Raw genomic sequence first — 16,380 nt, 5'->3', positions numbered from 1 at the left:
GTTCTCGTAACACTTCTATAGATAGTAGATAGACAGTTTTCTTATTTCTTAAATCTTAATCAAAACTTTCCCTTCATACTTACGGCTTTCTATTAACTTATGAGCTTTTGCTACATCCTTTAGATCAAAAATTTGTGAGATAGGAAGTGTGATTTGGTTTGAAGCAAATAGTTTCAATACCTTTTCAGCGACAGGTGCTAATCGTGCTGGATCGTATTTTCTGGTCGTACCTAAACTAAATCCTTTTACATTCTTACAGCTACTATGAACGTCGCTTGTTTTAATAGTACCCGCTTTGCCACTACTATTCCCATATTGCACAAGCGTGCCGTATAGAGCTAAACATTTTAAACTCCTATCCGTTACTTCCCCAGCCACTGAATCAAAGATAACATTAGCACCTAGATTTTCTGTTAGTTTTAACACTTCCTCTGTAAATGTATCGTATGTATAGACCACATCAGCACCCAGTCTTTTTACATAGTTCTCTTTGTTTAGATCTCCAACGGTACCGATAATCTTTTGAACGCCAACTAATTTTGCTAACTGAAGAAGCATCGAGCCCACTCCACCTGCTGCACTATGGATAACGATGGTATCCGTTTTCTTAACTTGTCCAATTTCATGTAGAAGGATATCGCTTAAGATGGACACAGTAGGTATTGTCGCTGCCTGTTCCAATGATATTGTATCAGGAATCTTAAAGACCAGTTGTTCGTTAGCAACCACATATTCTGCATACGAACCTGCTCTAGGGAAAGCGATCACTCGGTCTCCCTTCGCAAGACTCGAATCAGCAGATGCCTTTTCAATAGTTCCTGCAGCATCCAATCCGAGTGTTAAAGGAAAAGAACCTTTCCCTTTGTTTCCTTTTCGTTGTTTTATATCTGCATAATTCACACTCGTATAAGCAACTTTTATCAGGACTTCATGCTTACCAATCTTTGGTACATCAACATCTGCATATTTGAGTACAGAAGCATCACCAAATTCAGTTTGTATGGCTGCTTTCATTCAATTTCCTCCTGATTTGTTTATGTTTTAAATTTTTGTAGACACTTACAATTCAAACATCAATTAATCATCTGACAACGAACATGCCTAACATCGAGAGGCTATCAGAGCAGGTTTGTTTTCAAATTTGCACCTCAAATAGAACCCGTTAATTTCAGATATGGACCTAATTATTTTGGCATTATCATGTACATCATTGTATGTCATTAACGTAATTAACATATGTATTAACTTTGTTAAAACCTTATCTGAAGATAAAAGGAGCCATCAATAGAACAATCACTAAAAATGGCAAAGGAATTATCATCAATGTAACTAAAAAACCGCTTATACTTCTCTTTTTGTCTCTATGGCGAAACAAATAGATAATATTAGGTATTAAAAGTAGGAGGAATATTTGAGCGATCACAAAGATCATGTCTATAAAAAAGGTTTTTCTATCTCCTGTTAGAATGATTCCACAGATTAATATCAATGCTAAGATTAGGTACGCTGGAAGCCACCTAAAGTTATATCTTATGTATGAAACCAACACAATCCACCACCTCTATCATATAAATAGGACAAGGGTAGTGGAAATTCCTCCTTGTACTTTATATGTACACCACTTGAAGAGCCAAATCTTACTTCACTTTGCGACGTTCAACACCAACATTAATGTTTTACATGTGAAGCGCTATTAAACTTAGAGATACACACGGTATATTTCACCGCCTCCAGATCTTTCCTTAGGTATCCGGGATATTCTTAGCCTGTCCTCTGTGAATAAAAACCACATACCTATTCTCTGGAAAAGTATGAAGAATATCTACACTATCGATCTCGATTCCACAGGTGTAAAAGTAATGATTACTCCTTGGTGATAGACAAACCCCTATGATTTTATCTACTCCCTCTTCCTCAATAAATGAAGAAGCTCCTTTCCACAAACTTCGTATCGGATAGGCCAACTCACCATCCCATTTTCCTACAGAACTGTACCCTACTAGTACGAATGCATCTTTGATCACTTCTTAAAATTCCACCATGTATCCCACCTTTTAGTATGTAACTTCATCATAGCGGGTTGTAATTAAAAAACTTAACGTTTCTTGCTAACTTTTGTAAATTAAACTTTGAATAACCAGAACGAACGTTCTATAATTAAATCTAAGAGGGGGCCAACCATTTGAGACCGAACCTAACGAAGCAGTTGAGCATTAAGAATTTCAAAGAGTATTATTGGTTGAAAGAAGAACTTCAACGTTTCTGTAGAACTGAAGGATTAAGCACTTTTGGATCTAAGATTGAGATCAGTCATAGAATTGAGACGTATCTTGAAACAGGAAAAATCCTAAAACCAACAAGGAAAACTAGTGCAAAGAAAGAAGCAAGTAAAGAAATAAGCCTGGATACTGTTATAACAGAAAATCATCGCTGCAGCCAAGACGTTAGAAGTTTTTTCAAAACAATCATCCCGAACTTTCATTTTTCTACATATATACAAAACTTCATTAAAGAAAACGTTGGTAAGACATATCGTGATGTGGTAAAGAATTGGCATGAGGAAGAAGCACGAAAAAAAGACCCTACATATAAAAAAGAAATTGGCTCTCAGTTCCAGTACAACCAGTTCACGCGTGATTTTTTCGCTGACCCGAACAATAAAGGAAAGAGTCGGGAGGACGCGATCCACGCATGGAATACAATCAAAAGTCTTCCAGGAAACAACAAGTATACATCTACAACGTAAATGAAATGAATCACCCCATCTATCAACTACTAGTGGAGGCCTTACATGTCGAAGCAAATAATGTTTTGGGAAAAACAAGAAACTTCAGGATTTGAATATCTCGAACTATCGTATGGTGATAAGATCATCCAAGCCGAAAGTACCGTTCTTTTTATAGAGGGTGGCGTTCCACAAAGAGTGACTTACAGCATTATTTTCGGTCAAGGTTGGGTGGTTAAGCATCTATGTATCATGAACCACACACAGAATAAGACTCTATCCCTCTCTTCAAACGGAAATGGATGTTGGTTTGATGACAACGGTGATGAGATACAAAGTTTAAGAAGCGCGGTTGATATTGATATCTCGTGTACCCCTTTTACGAATTCCTTACCGATTAATCGTCAATCATGGACACTAGATGAACCTAAACTATTTGAGATGGTTTACATATCCGCCCATGATTTATCCTTTAAGAAAGTAAAACAGATTTATAAGTTGATTCATGAAGATGAGACTCGCACGTTCCACTATCGAAGTGATACCTTTGAGTCTCCTGTTATCGTCGATAAGAATGGATTTGTTCTAGATTATCCTGAACTATTTACAAGGAGATTCTAATTCTAAAAAATAAAAAGAGTTTGTTGTACGTCACAACAAGCTCTTTTCGTTTACTCTATTCTTGAATTTGTTCCTAAAAAAGAGTTACGGTTTATTTAGGAGTCAATATAATTCTTTCATCTTTTTGTTCAATCATGATTTGAAAGGTGTCGTAGGTCAATCTCTGTCTTAACTCGTAAGGGATGGTAAGGAATCCTTTATTAGAGATCATCTGTTTATACTCTCTTGTAAGTGTCTTATCAATGACAAGGATAGAGTCATTGAAACAATCGATTCCTATCTCTAGACCTCTATGAATGTTAAACTCTTCTCTCCAGATAACCGGTATGTACAGGTACCCTTTTTTATTTTCATAGATCTTTTTTGTGAATATAACCAAGATGACACCCCCGTGATTCTTGAAAACAATCATACTTCATTTCACTGTATCAGTGAATGAGTCATCGTAATCAAAAGTCGCGAGTTGAAAAGTATAGACTAAATGACCTTTACAAGTGGACTTTTAAAGGAAACACTTATTAATACGATTAAAGATTAATAGTATGTAATCCACTATCATGATAGATAGCAGATCTTTGCTTTATCTTATATCCCATTAATTTCATCCAAACACTTGAGCAGCGATTCCAAACAATTCATGGTTTCTCCTTGGCATAGCAGCTGAATTTTTCATCATAACGGGAGGCTCATTCACTTTTTTAAAACCACAGGTATCCAGGAACGTCATAAACTCAGGATGTCCTGATGGTACATCGATTCTAATATTTCCTCCTTGATTAGTGGCTAACGCATTGATAATGGAAGCAGCAATCTTATCATCCAGTGCTACTATCGGCCCTACTATCAGATTTACAGGACCCTGTATAGACAGCCCAAAACCAATAATCTCATCGTACTGATTTTTTACAACGACACAGCGTTTTGATTGTTTGATCCGGTTGAGGAGAAATGTACTTCTCTGATCGCCAAAGGCTGCGGCAACTAGTTGTTTCAACTTTAAAAAATCTTGAGTTTGAAAAGGATCTAACGTGAAATCATTTGTACTATTAACCGTGTTAGATATAAACTTCTCACATAAAAACTTATGTACTACATCTACCGTTCTAAAGCCTAACCTTTCATACAGAGGTTTCCCTTCTTCCGTTGAGATCAGCATGATGGATGTGTCTTCCGAGACACGATCTATACAGGTTTGAGTAACTTCTTTTCCTAACCCAAAACCTCTATACTCCGGATGTACAATGACCATTCCGATTGATGCTAAATTTGTATCATAAGGAATGATGGCTGCACTTGAAACGATCTCTCCTTCAGCGTTCTTATGGCCATAGACAAGACCTGAGGAAAGTATCGTTTGTATTTCATGTTCATCATAGTCCCATCCAACAGCTGAAGACAGCTCGATTAAATTAGAGACGTCTTTATTGGTTAATTGCTCTATTTTAAAAACCACTCGATCTTCCGTTTTCATGGAGCTTCCCCCTATTTGTACAAGTACTTTTATTATAGTTCATCATCGTCATTGAGGGACAACTAAAGAACATAACGAAGAACCGAGCATGTTGTGAGTCCACCTGCTCGGTTCTTTTCTTTCCTATTCGCTCTCTAACTGATAATCCATCTTTACATCACGGTAGGATGACAACGTGTATTGAGTCTGATAGATAAACTTGTCAGTATTCGTGCTGTGCGTGAGAGGATGATAACTTAACGTCCATCCGTACAGGTGGGATGCTTCTGTTAGCGGCTCACTACGAAGTGCGTCGAGTTCACTCTGTTCGTTCACTTCGAAAACCGCTAAACCACCAAGTGGCTTGGTGGCAAAATGTTCGTGGTAGATAATCTTCCCTAGCTCTTTATTACCGATCCAGTTGTTTAATGATGCATTGGCTTCGATTGCCCTTGTTCCTGCTGGCGCAAAGCCGTACACAAGGTAACATTTTGATTTAAAACTCATATGAACCCCTCCTAATCTATCCTTTATTATGGATAGAAGTAAAACGACATTCATTGCATTTCCTGCTCAATCACACCGCAATTTTTAATAGTATAGAGGTTGGAAGGATGTGTAGTCGTTGGGATTTCATCTTAAGCTCGATCATATCAAGGTACTATATATCGAAGGCTCGCATTGGGGAGATACACCTCACTCTCATGATGATGTTTATCAAATCTCTGTGCCTCTTTCAGGACAGGTGATCACAGAACTTAATCAAAAAACGTTGGATTTAAAAGAAGGAGCAGTACTCATAACGAATCCTCACTCTCGTCATGCTCATCAGTTTGATGTTCCTTCTTCCATGTTCTTAATCGGACTAGACCGAAAGTCATTAAACGCTTGGAATAACAATAATTCAAATGAAGAGATCTCATTTATCGAGCAACAAACGATTTCTCCAGTTGCAGTCAAAAAACAAGTAAAACAGTGGTTCGATCTCTACCTCTTTCATAGTCATGAAGATACCATAATCAAGGACATAGAGAACGAGGCGTTTCAGCTTTTTACATCGTTCTTCAGAGGAAGTCATTCTGTTGAACGAAAACAGCACTTACCCAGGATTTCTGATCATTTGATCTTACATGTACTGGACTTTATACATACGAACTATCATGAAGAAATAAATGTTGATACATTGGCAGCCATTGCGAACCAAAGTAAGTATCACTTTATGAGAAGCTTTAAGAACTATACTAATCTCTCTCCTCATCAATATGTCATACGAACGAGAATAGAGCGGAGTAAGGAATTACTTACTAATACTAGCCGCTCCATTTGGGACATTGGTTATGAAGTCGGTTTTAACAACCCGAGTCAGTTTCATCGAAACTTTGTGTCTGTAGTAGAGTGTACACCGCTGCAATATAGGATGAAACAATAAACAGCACTGCATATACAGTGCTCTTTACATGTTAGTATAACTCTCTCGATCAAACCATCTAGGTAAGTAGCACCTTATTGATAAATTCTGTTTTTGATTCTGTATATCTTTCACGGTCATTATTATGTTCTTGTGCTAAATCGCTTTTTAAGACAGCGTACTCATTCACAAGCTGTGTGTTAGTTCTTAATTTATTTCTAAATTTAAGAAAATGATCCCAACGTTCTTCTCCTTCTGACATTAGATGCAAATGCGCTACTCGTTTGTCATTCTTCACTTTTACAAAAAATCTCCTCCAAGGCTGCTTGTCTAATTCCGGAGGGACATAATGCCAATCATGTGAATTTAGCGTTTTAACTATCTTATTGATAGATTTCATTGATGGAATCGAAGCCATTAAGTCAATAATTGGCTTTGCTGGCATATTAGGAATCGAAGTACTGCCAATATGTTCTACATGCTTAACACCAAAAGTTAAAAGTAAAATGTAAAGTTGTTCTATCTCCCGAATACCTTTATCTTTCCATTTAGGATCAGGCTTTTTTATCTCGATTTTTTCAAATGCCCACACTGGAAGGTTATCTTGTTCCATTTGATTGTCCATTAATTCTACCCCCTTTCTCATTTTCATGAACAATCCTGGTGATGGTTCGAAACCAATAACAAAAGGGGCCTTCTCCTAAATAAAAAATGCCCGATTAGTAATTGCAGGTACTAGTGTAAAAGTTACTAAAGAAGTAATTACTGCCACCTACTACGTCAAACCCATTTATTTTAGGTTAAAGATACCTTTTCCCGTATGCATATCTATTGGCAACGATGAATGTTCGTGTGTTATAAGCCAAAACTCATTTACTTTTTTAAACCGAATGTAAACCGGTTTGTCATTTGACGTAGTTTCTCACCAGATTGTTCACTGTAGGCAACGAACAAAACAGCACAATGAACGAATGCAAAACTCGTATTTTCTTCAATGATTACATCATTAAAATCTACTTTTTATAAAGCTTCCGTCTTCACTTAAACTATTGAACCACATCACCACATTCTCTCTCCATGAAGAAATACCCTTACACTCCCAGTTTCCCCAGCAATCATAGATTTGTACATCAGGAGCATAAGTAGATATAAATTGATCAACATCTTTTTCATAAACAGCAGATTTATAATTTTCAAGAACGTCCTGATACTACTAATTCCAGTGATCATAAAAAACACTGAATGTTTAATAGGTAATGATGATATGGACTTTGTTTATCAAGCGACAGTATTTCTTAGCGATACTCTTTTATTCCATTTTCAAATGCACAATTATCGTTATTTAATAAACCATGCAATGCTTCTTGTAAAGCAAATGTGCTCTTATAGAATGTAACACGCTTAGCTATTTCTGAACCATTCGGATAGAGATCTAAACACAAGTTAAAGAAATCCTCACCGTAACTCGATAGTATTCCTGCAAAATCATAGGCAGGATCACCAATACGAGTACCACCAAAGTCTATTATCCCCGAAATTCCACAGTTTTTTGGGTTCCATAAGATATTCGAAGCTCCAAAATCACCATGTATAAGGGTTGTTTGTAAATGTTCTTCACTATTAAGAAAACTCTTAAATGAATAAATAATATCTTTTTGAGAGTTCTTATTGATAAATTGAAAAAGCTTGTCCTGTATATTATGAAAGAGTATCTTCATTTCTTCATAAGGGTTACTTTCTTTTAACTTTAGGTACTTACCCACATTTTCTTTTGAAATGGAATGAATTTCAATTAGAAATGTTACGAGTTGTTCTGCAAGTTTTATTGAATCCTCTTTATTAACTTTAATTAAATGTTCATTCCAAAAAGGATCGCCTTCAATTCGTTTATAACCCGTAAATACTTTACCAGGTTCTAACCGTTCAAATGACTTATAGGTTGGACATGGAATTGGGATAGATATTGCGCCACTTATATATTCTAGGATTTTAGTTTCTTCTTTTAAACTAACAATTCCTTTAATGTACTTGGGAAATCTGAATACAAGAGAATTGTTTACTATTAAAACATCGTTATTTTGACCAAGATCATTAGAGTAAACATCCTCAATCATAAGTTCAGGATATACTGCTTTGATTCGTTCAATATAATCTTTCATTGGTATACTCCTTGTTGTTGGAGTTAGTAAATACTCCAATTATTCATCTTAACCACCCTTTACTTAACTTAAATTTACCATATCATTAATTCCACAACATATTAGAGTGAATTCCCACCAAAATGCGCAGTAGTATTAAACTAGTAAAATAGATATCTTTAAGGCAGAAAGATACCATTATTTAACTGAATCTAAATATTCAGTATCTATATTAGAAAATTTCTAATGTACCGAGTTTTCCCCATATTGTGGTTGTCATGTTTACTTAATCATCTTTCTCCACCCCTAAGTTATATTGGAAAATATTCCAATACAGATGAGATTACAGCTATAAATTAATGAATTTCCATAATGTCTAATTGGGCTGAGTGCCTATTGAAGATTATTTAAACAAAAAGAAGAACGAAACTATCCAGATAGCTTCGTTCTTCATAAATCAACTGTTTTATTGTAACGCGTTAACCGCATTTATTAAGCCAAATCCTGCTTCACCATCATAACCACGTTTGAAAACATCGTCTGAAGAAGACTGAATGATGTGCTTGACTTGTGCTGGTGAAAGCTCATCTTTACCGTGCTGTGCGATAATAACTCCTGCAAGTGCCGCTGTTTTTGGTGCTGCCATTGACGTACCTGCTTTATAACCGTATCCACCACCAGGGATTGTAGCTAAGCAAAGATACGTGTTGTCTCGACCTGCTCCAGTTGCAGGGTCATAATTAGGACCGAGATCTCCACCTGGTGCCATTACATCAATTTTCCCAACACCATAGTTGGAGTAGAATGCTAAGTTCTTAGCTTGTCCACCTGCAGACACTCTAATCATGGATTGGCTGCTCGGACTGCGGTGAGTTGCACCATTATCATCTCCAGATAACTTTCCTGGAGAGCTGATGTCTAGGGCATTGTTTCCAGCAGAACCGACTACTGTAACACCTTGTTGGATCGCATATTGAATCGCTCTGTTAAACAAATGAACATCAGCTACTGTTTCCTTTGTAGCATAATCTGGATTCTGGAACCAGTCATAGCCTCCTAGTGACATGTTTACTACATCCACATTGTCGTCTGCTGCTGCCATTAGTGCTTCAGCAATGTTAGCCGTTTCCGCTCCGCCTGTAGGACCGAATACACGGTAAGCTGCAACTTTCAGATCAGGACCTACTCCCATCGTACGACCTTTAGCTGCAATTGATCCTGCAACGTGTGTGCCGTGTCCGTTTTGGTCCATTGCATCATCATATCCTGGTACGAATGATTTGCCGTAAGCGTAGTTATCCTTTAAATCAGGATGGGTATAATCGATTCCTGTATCAATAACTCCTACTACGATGTCATTTCCATCGACTGATTTCCCAGTGCCGCCCGGAAGGTTCCAAGACGCTCCGTTGTTTGTCACTTGCTTAATGTCCCATTGTAACCTTTCGTACAAATCTGCACCTGATCCAACTTCCGTCACCAATGCATCTGCTTCAATTGCAGCTGTATCCGGCTGCACAATGTTTTGGACCCCTGCATCAAGCACTGTGCTCGATTTTTTAATTTGAGATAGGAAGTTTGGATTAGTAGAAACGACCTCAACCGCACCTAACTTGTCCAATCTTGCTTCAATTTGACCGCCAGCTCGAGAAATCTCAGTACCGAAACCTGTTGGCAACTTTGCTTGGTCCTTGAAAATAACTATGTATTTCTTCTCTTGACCAACTTCCGCCTTAGCAGAGAAAGGGCTCCCACTAAATACGACAGATGCCCCAAGTGTTAGCGCAAGTGCACTAGCTATAAATTTACTTTTCATGAAGATCATTCCTCTCTTATATTCTATATTTGATTATAATTATTTTTCATATATTTACAATTCATTTTCAGAATATTTTTTATATTTCTCAAACAATAATTCCTATTACCCACTACAAAAGTCCCTCTAAAGTCGATACAGTTCCTTTAAATGGTTAAAATCATAATCAAACTTTATTGGTTTTTTAGCAAAATAAAGACAACCTTCTCATCTTCGAAAGTTGTCAATTCATTTAAAAAGTATTTATCAGCATCATATAAAAATCATCATATTATCTAATCTATTTGTCAGCTAACATTAGCCCTGTAATGTCCTCTGGATTCGTTACGCTTTGGTATAATTAAAACAGTATTTTTACGAGAAATCCCTTTTATATTGAACGGCTAAATAAATTCCACATGCTAAAATGGCTAACGCGTATTTGTATAAGAAGAATATGTTCACCATATATTCAGTAGGAAAAACGATGTCACATAGAATGATCGTCAGCAGCATAAAGTAGCTGCTCTTCAGATAAATGTTTTTTGTTCGTTCATCTTCATTCCCCATCTTCTTATAAAACACATAGGCTAAAACAATACTGACCATTAACAATAAAAAACCAATTCCTAAGAGAATGTTCCAATTATCAGTAGACTGTTCCGCCCATGACTTTAAAGGGTAAAAAGCTGCACCAGGGATATCTGAAATCGACTTAATTTCCATTTTCATCATTTCCTTTCATATAAGTAAAAATATCGTTTACATTCACTTCAAAGAATTCGGCAATTCGAAAAGCTAACAACAGAGTGGGTACATAATTTCCCTTTTCCATGACAAAAATGGTTTGTTTGGAGACCCCGACTTTTTCTGCTAATTCTTGCTGCGACAATCTGGCAAGTACACGATATTCATAAACCTTATTTGAAATGGAATCACCAAAATCTTTCTTCATGACATCACCTCTTGAACTTTATTATAATTAATTTATTACAAAAAGTAAAGTGAACTTATACTTTTTAAATAAATACTTATAAATTAAAATGATATACCTTAACTCAATTTGTGTGTTAAATGAAAAAAACCTTACGAAATGATCATCTCGTAAGGTTAGAAAATTTCGTAATCAATGCTTGAATACACTTAATACTTGAATAAACTGTGATTAAAACTTCTACTGCTACAGTTTTTTAAGAAACAACACTTCTGAAAATCCTGATACTTAAATTGATTTAGATTACCCTTTTTATAATCCAAAGGTATCGGAAAAAGATTTAATCGTATATCACATTCTGACCTTGTTCAGTTAAAGTTTTCAAGTGAGTAAGCATCTGATTGATTTCTTGCTCCGAATGCCTTTCCCATGATTTTAATTCAGCGATGATTCTCAAAGGAGATTTGGATCTGTAGGATCTTGTTGGGTTTCCGGGGAATCTTTTATCGGTCAAGTTCGGGTCGTTTTCAAATTCACCTTGAGGCTCTACGATATAGATTCTCTCTTTCGATTGAGATTGTGCCAATTCAGCACCCCATTTAGCAGCATCTAATGTAGCAGTGAAGTAGATATAGTTAGATTTTTTGTCTTGATAATTGGATAGATATAAAGGTTCTAACAAGTCTCCAATCTTCAGTTCTGCTTTAGTACCATGAAAGAAAGGACCCTTATCTAAGACTTCTTTTTTATCATTCATCCTTAGACACCTCTATTTTTTTGATTTGTTTACAACAGTATATAAGGAAAATCCTAGAAAGAGTAGTCTATTATTTATCTAGCATTCGGAGTATAATTAAAGTAGAAAGAATGATATTGCGTTTTTAAGACGCTGACATAGTATTACCCTTGTTAGAGAAATCACGATTCTACAGAAGATTCCCAAAAATACATATAATAAAAAACATAGGAAGCATATAATCTTCCTATGTTTTCATTATTATTATTTATTTGTTTGTTTTTGCTTCTTTTTTAAAAACTCCGCGCGTAGTTTTTCAAGATGCTTCTTTTTATCAAATCTGGCAGGCGTCTGTTTCTCATGAAACTTTGTAACGGCTACCTGAGCTTTGTCATCCAATTGATATTTTCCCAAAATGTTCACCTTCTTTTTCATCTTCAATTCATCTTATATACTATACCTTAGTTTGCTAAAAGAAACCTTATAATTATTTGTTGAACAAATCAACTGTGTTATGGTGTCTCATTTAGCTAAAAAACAGTTTATACAACAATCAAGCTACAACAAACTGAATTTTTTCATCTTTACCTCTTTCCTATGTGATGAACCAAATTAGCAAAAAGCCTGTATTCACTATTTATTACACATTACATACATATAATAATTCTGTGAATGGACTACTCTGAACCCTACTGCTTGATATAAGCCAAGGGCATTGTCATTTTTTGTTTCTACCTCTATGTGTACCGAATACCCTGCTGAACTATGTTCGTTTATAACCTGGCGTAACACTTTCCTGCCAATACCTTTCCCCTGATGCTCTGGTAAAATGGAAAAGCCATAAATCCACGCTTCTCCATCCTTTCGTGAGACACGTATTTTTCCTACTGTTCTTTCGTTCACATCGATCATTAGCATATCCGTGCTTTTTTCTTTTCTAAATGAACGTTCCATTAATGTGGCATCTTCTTGAGTCATTCCGAATGCTTCTATCGATATACGAATTGACATGTCTAAATCTTCTTCTTTTGCTTGTCGAAGTGTGATTCCTTCTACGGGTTGTATGGGTTTTTCTTCCCACACCATTTGATTTTCTGAAAATGCATATTCAGCACCTATTGTAAGCAAAAACTCTTTTGCTGCCCTTGAACCAGCGGGGGCATTTAACAAGATTTTTTGATATCCGCATTGTTTAGCTGATTCCATACCTTTTTTAAACAAATTATGAAAATGTCCCTTACGTCGATCACTTGGTTTCACCATGCCGCAAACTTCGACTGTAGAACCAAAAGGATACAGTCCAAGAAATGCAATGAGTTCGTCGTTTTCATAGTGAAGAAAATCTAGTTGATTTGATTCACTATCCTCTAGCATATTCCAGTTCAGTTTAAGCTGAATATCACCATGAACCTCACACTCTTTTTGTAATTTTTTTATATCTTGAAGTTGTTGTTTTGTTAACATAGTTGTCTCCTTTATTACGAGTTAAGTACAAGCCTTTATACATTCAATAAAAAAGAGTACATTCCTTTTCCTAAAGAAATGTACTCAAACTTGGAATAACATGTAACTATTCTAGAACTACTTAATTAATGTTATTCTCATAATCCTCTTGGTGATTGATCATCTTGTGGGATATTTCTTGAAATGCTCGACGACGCTCGTGCAGTACTAGCATGATTATCATCCCCATTCCTACACCTAAGATGATACCTAGCTGGGTGGTCAACAACCAGGCTAATGGATACTCTGGTGAGATTGGTGCACCCAATCGAACGGATGATAGAGCTGAATAAAGGTTGTTAGAAAATAAACCTCCTGATGAAATCCAGGCAGCTGCCATCGGGAGTAGAAACTTCTTCGATCCACGTCTAGTTACAATCACTAGGATTCCCCATGCACCTATTAAGGACCAGACGCCCATGCTAAGTGTCAGCAAATGCCACCATACATCACGTCCACCAATATTTGATGAATTGATCGCGTAAGTGCCACCTATTGCCCAATAAATCTTAACAACGCCTAACAAGACACAACCAACCGCGATAATTCTAGCTAAGGTTATCTGCAAATGTCGTGTATGACCAGGCAACTCTTTATAATAGGTAGTCCCCCTCAGGGCTTCAGGCCATCGTGACTTTGCATAACCCGCCAAGGCAAGCGGGAGTAAGATTCCGATTCCGATAAGTGAGATCATGACGAATATTTGTTCATATATCCAGAAGCCTGCTGCACCCGTTTCTTGATCTCGAATCATAGCTGCAGGGCCAAGAATGGGGGCTATCAACACCATCGGAACCAATAAACCTGTACCCACCCATATGGGAAGGGCAACCAACCATGCAGGAAGCCTCTCACCCCATGGTCTGGAGAAAGCCATTGCAAGCAGAATTCCAATTGCAGCGAGAACTGCTGTAACTGCGTTTATAATACGCCAGTTAAGATCTCCCATTTCCTCATTGGGCAGAAAGAGACCGATCGTCCATACGATTTTTATCAGCAGATAAGGAGTGATGGCTATTGCAGCACCATTGCCACTAAGCCTACGCAACTTCAACAGTCTTAATTGCTCCTTCTCGGAACTTATATTCACCTTATCATCACCTCTACACGGTTTGACTGACTTCACTTCATATTTATTAATTATTTCAGTTCCTAATACCGTAATTCCATTAGATCAATAAAAAAGCACCTCTTCTTCTTGAAGAAATGCACCGGTTTCAAAGCATGGTTAGTTTATTTTAGAGTATATACAAGTATCTGTCAGCCTACTGCCGTCTGCGGATAGATCATCATTCCTTAACGTACCTTCATGTGTAAAACCAAGTTTTTCAGGTATAAAGCGGCTTTTTACGTTTCTTGATTCACATCTTATTTCCATTCTCTTCAATGCAAAGTGATTAAACCCAAAGTCGATTAACTCCTTTACGGCTTCGGTCATATAGCCATTACCGCTAAACTTTGTATTGATCCAGTATCCTATTTCACATTTTGGAATGTCCCAGTCAAACCTATGAAGGCTCGCAGTTCCGATAAAGTCCTTACCTTCACCTTTTTCAAAGATTAGGAAGCGAAAACTTTCTCTTTTTAAAAAATTGATGTGAGCATTTTTTAATAAAATATCTGTTTCTTCAATAGTAGGAATTTCTTGAAAAAGTGATAGCCACGCTTTTAACTCATTAAATGAATCTTTAATTGCTTCGTACACAATTTCTTCGTCCCCAGATTGAAGAGGTGCTCGAAGAATTAACCTTTTCGTATTCATTTGCAAAGGAATATCTATTAATAATGGGTTCATAGGATTCTCTCTCCTTGATCAATGTCTAATCTGTATATGCTTATCACCCTCAATCAAAGACAAATACTAATGAAATAATGATAGATAAAGCAACACAACATTCTAAGAATCTTACTTCATTGAATTAAGATGACCTCAAAACTTACCCTCTAAAGAAGTAAGTATCGTAAACAAATTATAAATCCTTCTTTATAACGATCCTATTCTCATTTATTGTGTAATTATTTTTGAGATAAAACGCTTCTGCAAGTCCACCATTAGCTGTTAATAAATAAAGGCTTGAAATGTCTCTTTTCTTTAATTCATCTTCTAAATACCGAAGCAATTTCGAACCGTAACCTTTGCCTTGGATTTGATTACTAATACAAAATTCCGCTAAATAAAAAGTTAATCCTGCATACGATTGTTTACTATTTCCGGCAATGAATCCAATTAAAGCATCGTTTTCATATAAAAAATAGCCAAGACATTTAGGCGTATGTATTAAATCCGTTAATCTTTCTTTAGCATTTCGATATGTCCAAGTCTCATTCCAAGGTTCTTTGTTAAAGACTTTTATATATAATTCAATACATTGTTCTAATCTATCAAGTGTCATTGGTACAATTGTTTCAGCCATCATAATCTCTCCAATTGACTATATGTTCATTTCAAAACCTAATCAATAATCCTTTTTGTTCTCTTTGAATCTATTATAAATGCACCCATTAATATAAAAAGCTCCCTATAATATAGTAAGCATAAGTTAAATAACTAATTATGACTAAGAAATTGGAGCAACTATTTATTATATTTGAATATCCAACTTTTTTAAAAAGGCAGTAGAGTAAATAGAATAGACATAGGATAAATAATTGTAAAATCAATGCTATATAAATATAAGTATGTAAAGACTCTCCAATCCCAATGAAAATCCCTGTACCCACGAAAAAAATGCCTGATAATCCAATTATAGCAACTATGTTATTTAAAGTACTTCTTTTAAATTCAACTATTTGAGCTGGAATCAATGTTATTCCTAACACCATAAAACTTATCAAAATATGAAGTAAGAATACTAACATGATAATGTCCCCTGTCTTCTTCCAAACATCATCCCTAGCTTATTCTTTTTATAGTGCCAAAGTGTTAAATAATCAATGTTTTCAAGCTGCATCTCATTTAAATTATCTTCCTTTGAGTTTAAGGAAGCATGTAGATTATCTGGTATTTGCTCAAACCAAATTGCGTTATTTCTCCAGTTATCCATTTTGAATCACACCCATATTCCCTATT

At 36.1% G+C, this 16,380-nt stretch carries 20 protein-coding genes; 3 read left to right on the top strand and 17 right to left on the bottom strand.

Annotation, left to right across the window (positions count from 1 at the left end):
• Positions 1–48: 48 nt before the first annotated feature.
• A complete protein-coding gene (locus ACOZ9X_RS07305; RefSeq protein ID WP_423417594.1) occupies positions 49–1,014 on the bottom strand; it encodes a quinone oxidoreductase family protein in 966 nt (321 codons plus the stop codon).
• Between the two features lie 728 nt (positions 1,015–1,742).
• Positions 1,743–2,024: a GyrI-like domain-containing protein gene (locus ACOZ9X_RS07300; RefSeq protein WP_423417593.1), complete on the bottom strand. Its 282-nt coding sequence runs from the start codon at positions 2,022–2,024 to the stop codon at positions 1,743–1,745.
• A 158-nt stretch (positions 2,025–2,182) separates the two neighbouring features.
• Here ACOZ9X_RS07300 and ACOZ9X_RS07295 point away from each other — a divergent pair, with 158 nt between their 5' ends.
• Both ACOZ9X_RS07295 and ACOZ9X_RS07290 read left to right on the top strand, forming a co-directional pair.
• On the top strand, positions 2,183–2,746 hold the full coding sequence (locus ACOZ9X_RS07295) for a DUF6434 domain-containing protein (protein WP_423417592.1): 564 nt from the start codon (positions 2,183–2,185) through the stop codon (positions 2,744–2,746).
• Positions 2,747–2,791: 45 nt separating this feature from the next.
• On the top strand, positions 2,792–3,346 hold the full coding sequence (locus ACOZ9X_RS07290; RefSeq protein WP_423417591.1) for a putative glycolipid-binding domain-containing protein: 555 nt from the start codon (positions 2,792–2,794) through the stop codon (positions 3,344–3,346).
• Positions 3,347–3,437: 91 nt separating this feature from the next.
• Here ACOZ9X_RS07290 and ACOZ9X_RS07285 read toward each other — a convergent pair whose 3' ends face one another.
• The 3 genes from ACOZ9X_RS07285 to ACOZ9X_RS07275 all read right to left on the bottom strand — a co-directional run bounded on the left by ACOZ9X_RS07285 (position 3,438) and on the right by ACOZ9X_RS07275 (position 5,303).
• Entirely contained in the window at positions 3,438–3,725 is a 288-nt protein-coding gene (locus ACOZ9X_RS07285; RefSeq protein ID WP_423417590.1) for a hypothetical protein, read from the bottom strand.
• Between the two features lie 222 nt (positions 3,726–3,947).
• Positions 3,948–4,817 carry a GNAT family N-acetyltransferase gene (locus ACOZ9X_RS07280; protein ID WP_423417589.1) on the bottom strand — a complete coding sequence of 290 codons (870 nt, stop codon included), beginning with the start codon at positions 4,815–4,817 and terminating at the stop codon, positions 3,948–3,950.
• A gap of 123 nt (positions 4,818–4,940) precedes the next feature.
• Complete coding sequence (locus tag ACOZ9X_RS07275) at positions 4,941–5,303, bottom strand: hypothetical protein (RefSeq protein ID WP_423417588.1); 363 nt, start codon at positions 5,301–5,303, stop codon at positions 4,941–4,943.
• Between the two features lie 118 nt (positions 5,304–5,421).
• Here ACOZ9X_RS07275 and ACOZ9X_RS07270 point away from each other — a divergent pair, with 118 nt between their 5' ends.
• Positions 5,422–6,225, top strand: a complete 804-nt coding sequence (locus ACOZ9X_RS07270; RefSeq protein ID WP_423417587.1) for a helix-turn-helix domain-containing protein — start codon at positions 5,422–5,424, stop codon at positions 6,223–6,225.
• A gap of 58 nt (positions 6,226–6,283) precedes the next feature.
• On the opposite strand, the gene ACOZ9X_RS07265 is transcribed toward ACOZ9X_RS07270, so the two are convergent.
• The 12 genes from ACOZ9X_RS07265 to ACOZ9X_RS07210 all read right to left on the bottom strand — a co-directional run bounded on the left by ACOZ9X_RS07265 (position 6,284) and on the right by ACOZ9X_RS07210 (position 16,354).
• Positions 6,284–6,829, bottom strand: coding sequence for a GrpB family protein (locus ACOZ9X_RS07265; RefSeq protein WP_423417586.1), 546 nt, complete (start codon positions 6,827–6,829; stop codon positions 6,284–6,286).
• 670 nt (positions 6,830–7,499) lie between these two features.
• The gene (locus ACOZ9X_RS07260) at positions 7,500–8,363 is read right to left on the bottom strand and encodes a phosphotransferase family protein (RefSeq protein ID WP_423417585.1); all 864 of its coding nucleotides are present in this window, start codon (positions 8,361–8,363) and stop codon (positions 7,500–7,502) included.
• 445 nt (positions 8,364–8,808) lie between these two features.
• Positions 8,809–10,158, bottom strand: coding sequence for a S8 family serine peptidase (locus ACOZ9X_RS07255; protein WP_423417584.1), 1,350 nt, complete (start codon positions 10,156–10,158; stop codon positions 8,809–8,811).
• 354 nt (positions 10,159–10,512) lie between these two features.
• The gene (locus tag ACOZ9X_RS07250; RefSeq protein ID WP_423417583.1) at positions 10,513–10,863 is read right to left on the bottom strand and encodes a DUF2178 domain-containing protein; all 351 of its coding nucleotides are present in this window, start codon (positions 10,861–10,863) and stop codon (positions 10,513–10,515) included.
• Complete coding sequence (locus tag ACOZ9X_RS07245) at positions 10,853–11,092, bottom strand: helix-turn-helix transcriptional regulator (protein ID WP_423417582.1); 240 nt, start codon at positions 11,090–11,092, stop codon at positions 10,853–10,855. The genes ACOZ9X_RS07250 and ACOZ9X_RS07245 overlap by 11 nt, the downstream gene beginning before the upstream one ends.
• A 319-nt stretch (positions 11,093–11,411) precedes the next feature.
• Positions 11,412–11,828 carry an NAD(+)--rifampin ADP-ribosyltransferase gene (gene arr / locus ACOZ9X_RS07240; protein ID WP_423417581.1) on the bottom strand — a complete coding sequence of 139 codons (417 nt, stop codon included), beginning with the start codon at positions 11,826–11,828 and terminating at the stop codon, positions 11,412–11,414.
• A gap of 243 nt (positions 11,829–12,071) precedes the next feature.
• Entirely contained in the window at positions 12,072–12,221 is a 150-nt protein-coding gene (locus tag ACOZ9X_RS07235; protein WP_423417580.1) for a hypothetical protein, read from the bottom strand.
• A gap of 219 nt (positions 12,222–12,440) precedes the next feature.
• The gene (locus ACOZ9X_RS07230; RefSeq protein WP_423417579.1) at positions 12,441–13,271 is read right to left on the bottom strand and encodes a GNAT family N-acetyltransferase; all 831 of its coding nucleotides are present in this window, start codon (positions 13,269–13,271) and stop codon (positions 12,441–12,443) included.
• 121 nt (positions 13,272–13,392) lie between these two features.
• Entirely contained in the window at positions 13,393–14,400 is a 1,008-nt protein-coding gene (locus tag ACOZ9X_RS07225; protein ID WP_423417578.1) for a hypothetical protein, read from the bottom strand.
• Between the two features lie 138 nt (positions 14,401–14,538).
• The gene (locus ACOZ9X_RS07220; protein WP_423417577.1) at positions 14,539–15,105 is read right to left on the bottom strand and encodes a GNAT family N-acetyltransferase; all 567 of its coding nucleotides are present in this window, start codon (positions 15,103–15,105) and stop codon (positions 14,539–14,541) included.
• A 175-nt stretch (positions 15,106–15,280) separates the two neighbouring features.
• On the bottom strand, positions 15,281–15,727 hold the full coding sequence (locus tag ACOZ9X_RS07215) for a GNAT family N-acetyltransferase (protein ID WP_423417576.1): 447 nt from the start codon (positions 15,725–15,727) through the stop codon (positions 15,281–15,283).
• A 435-nt stretch (positions 15,728–16,162) separates the two neighbouring features.
• The gene (locus ACOZ9X_RS07210) at positions 16,163–16,354 is read right to left on the bottom strand and encodes a hypothetical protein (RefSeq protein ID WP_423417575.1); all 192 of its coding nucleotides are present in this window, start codon (positions 16,352–16,354) and stop codon (positions 16,163–16,165) included.
• Positions 16,355–16,380 lie beyond the last annotated feature (26 nt).

Origin of the sequence: Fictibacillus nanhaiensis, assembly GCF_049537595.1 — a bacterium.
GTDB classification, from domain to species: Bacteria; Bacillota; Bacilli; order Bacillales; family Fictibacillaceae; genus Fictibacillus; species Fictibacillus nanhaiensis_F.
Note: the sequence above shows the minus strand (reverse complement) of the source record. Positions and strands in the feature narration are given on the sequence as shown.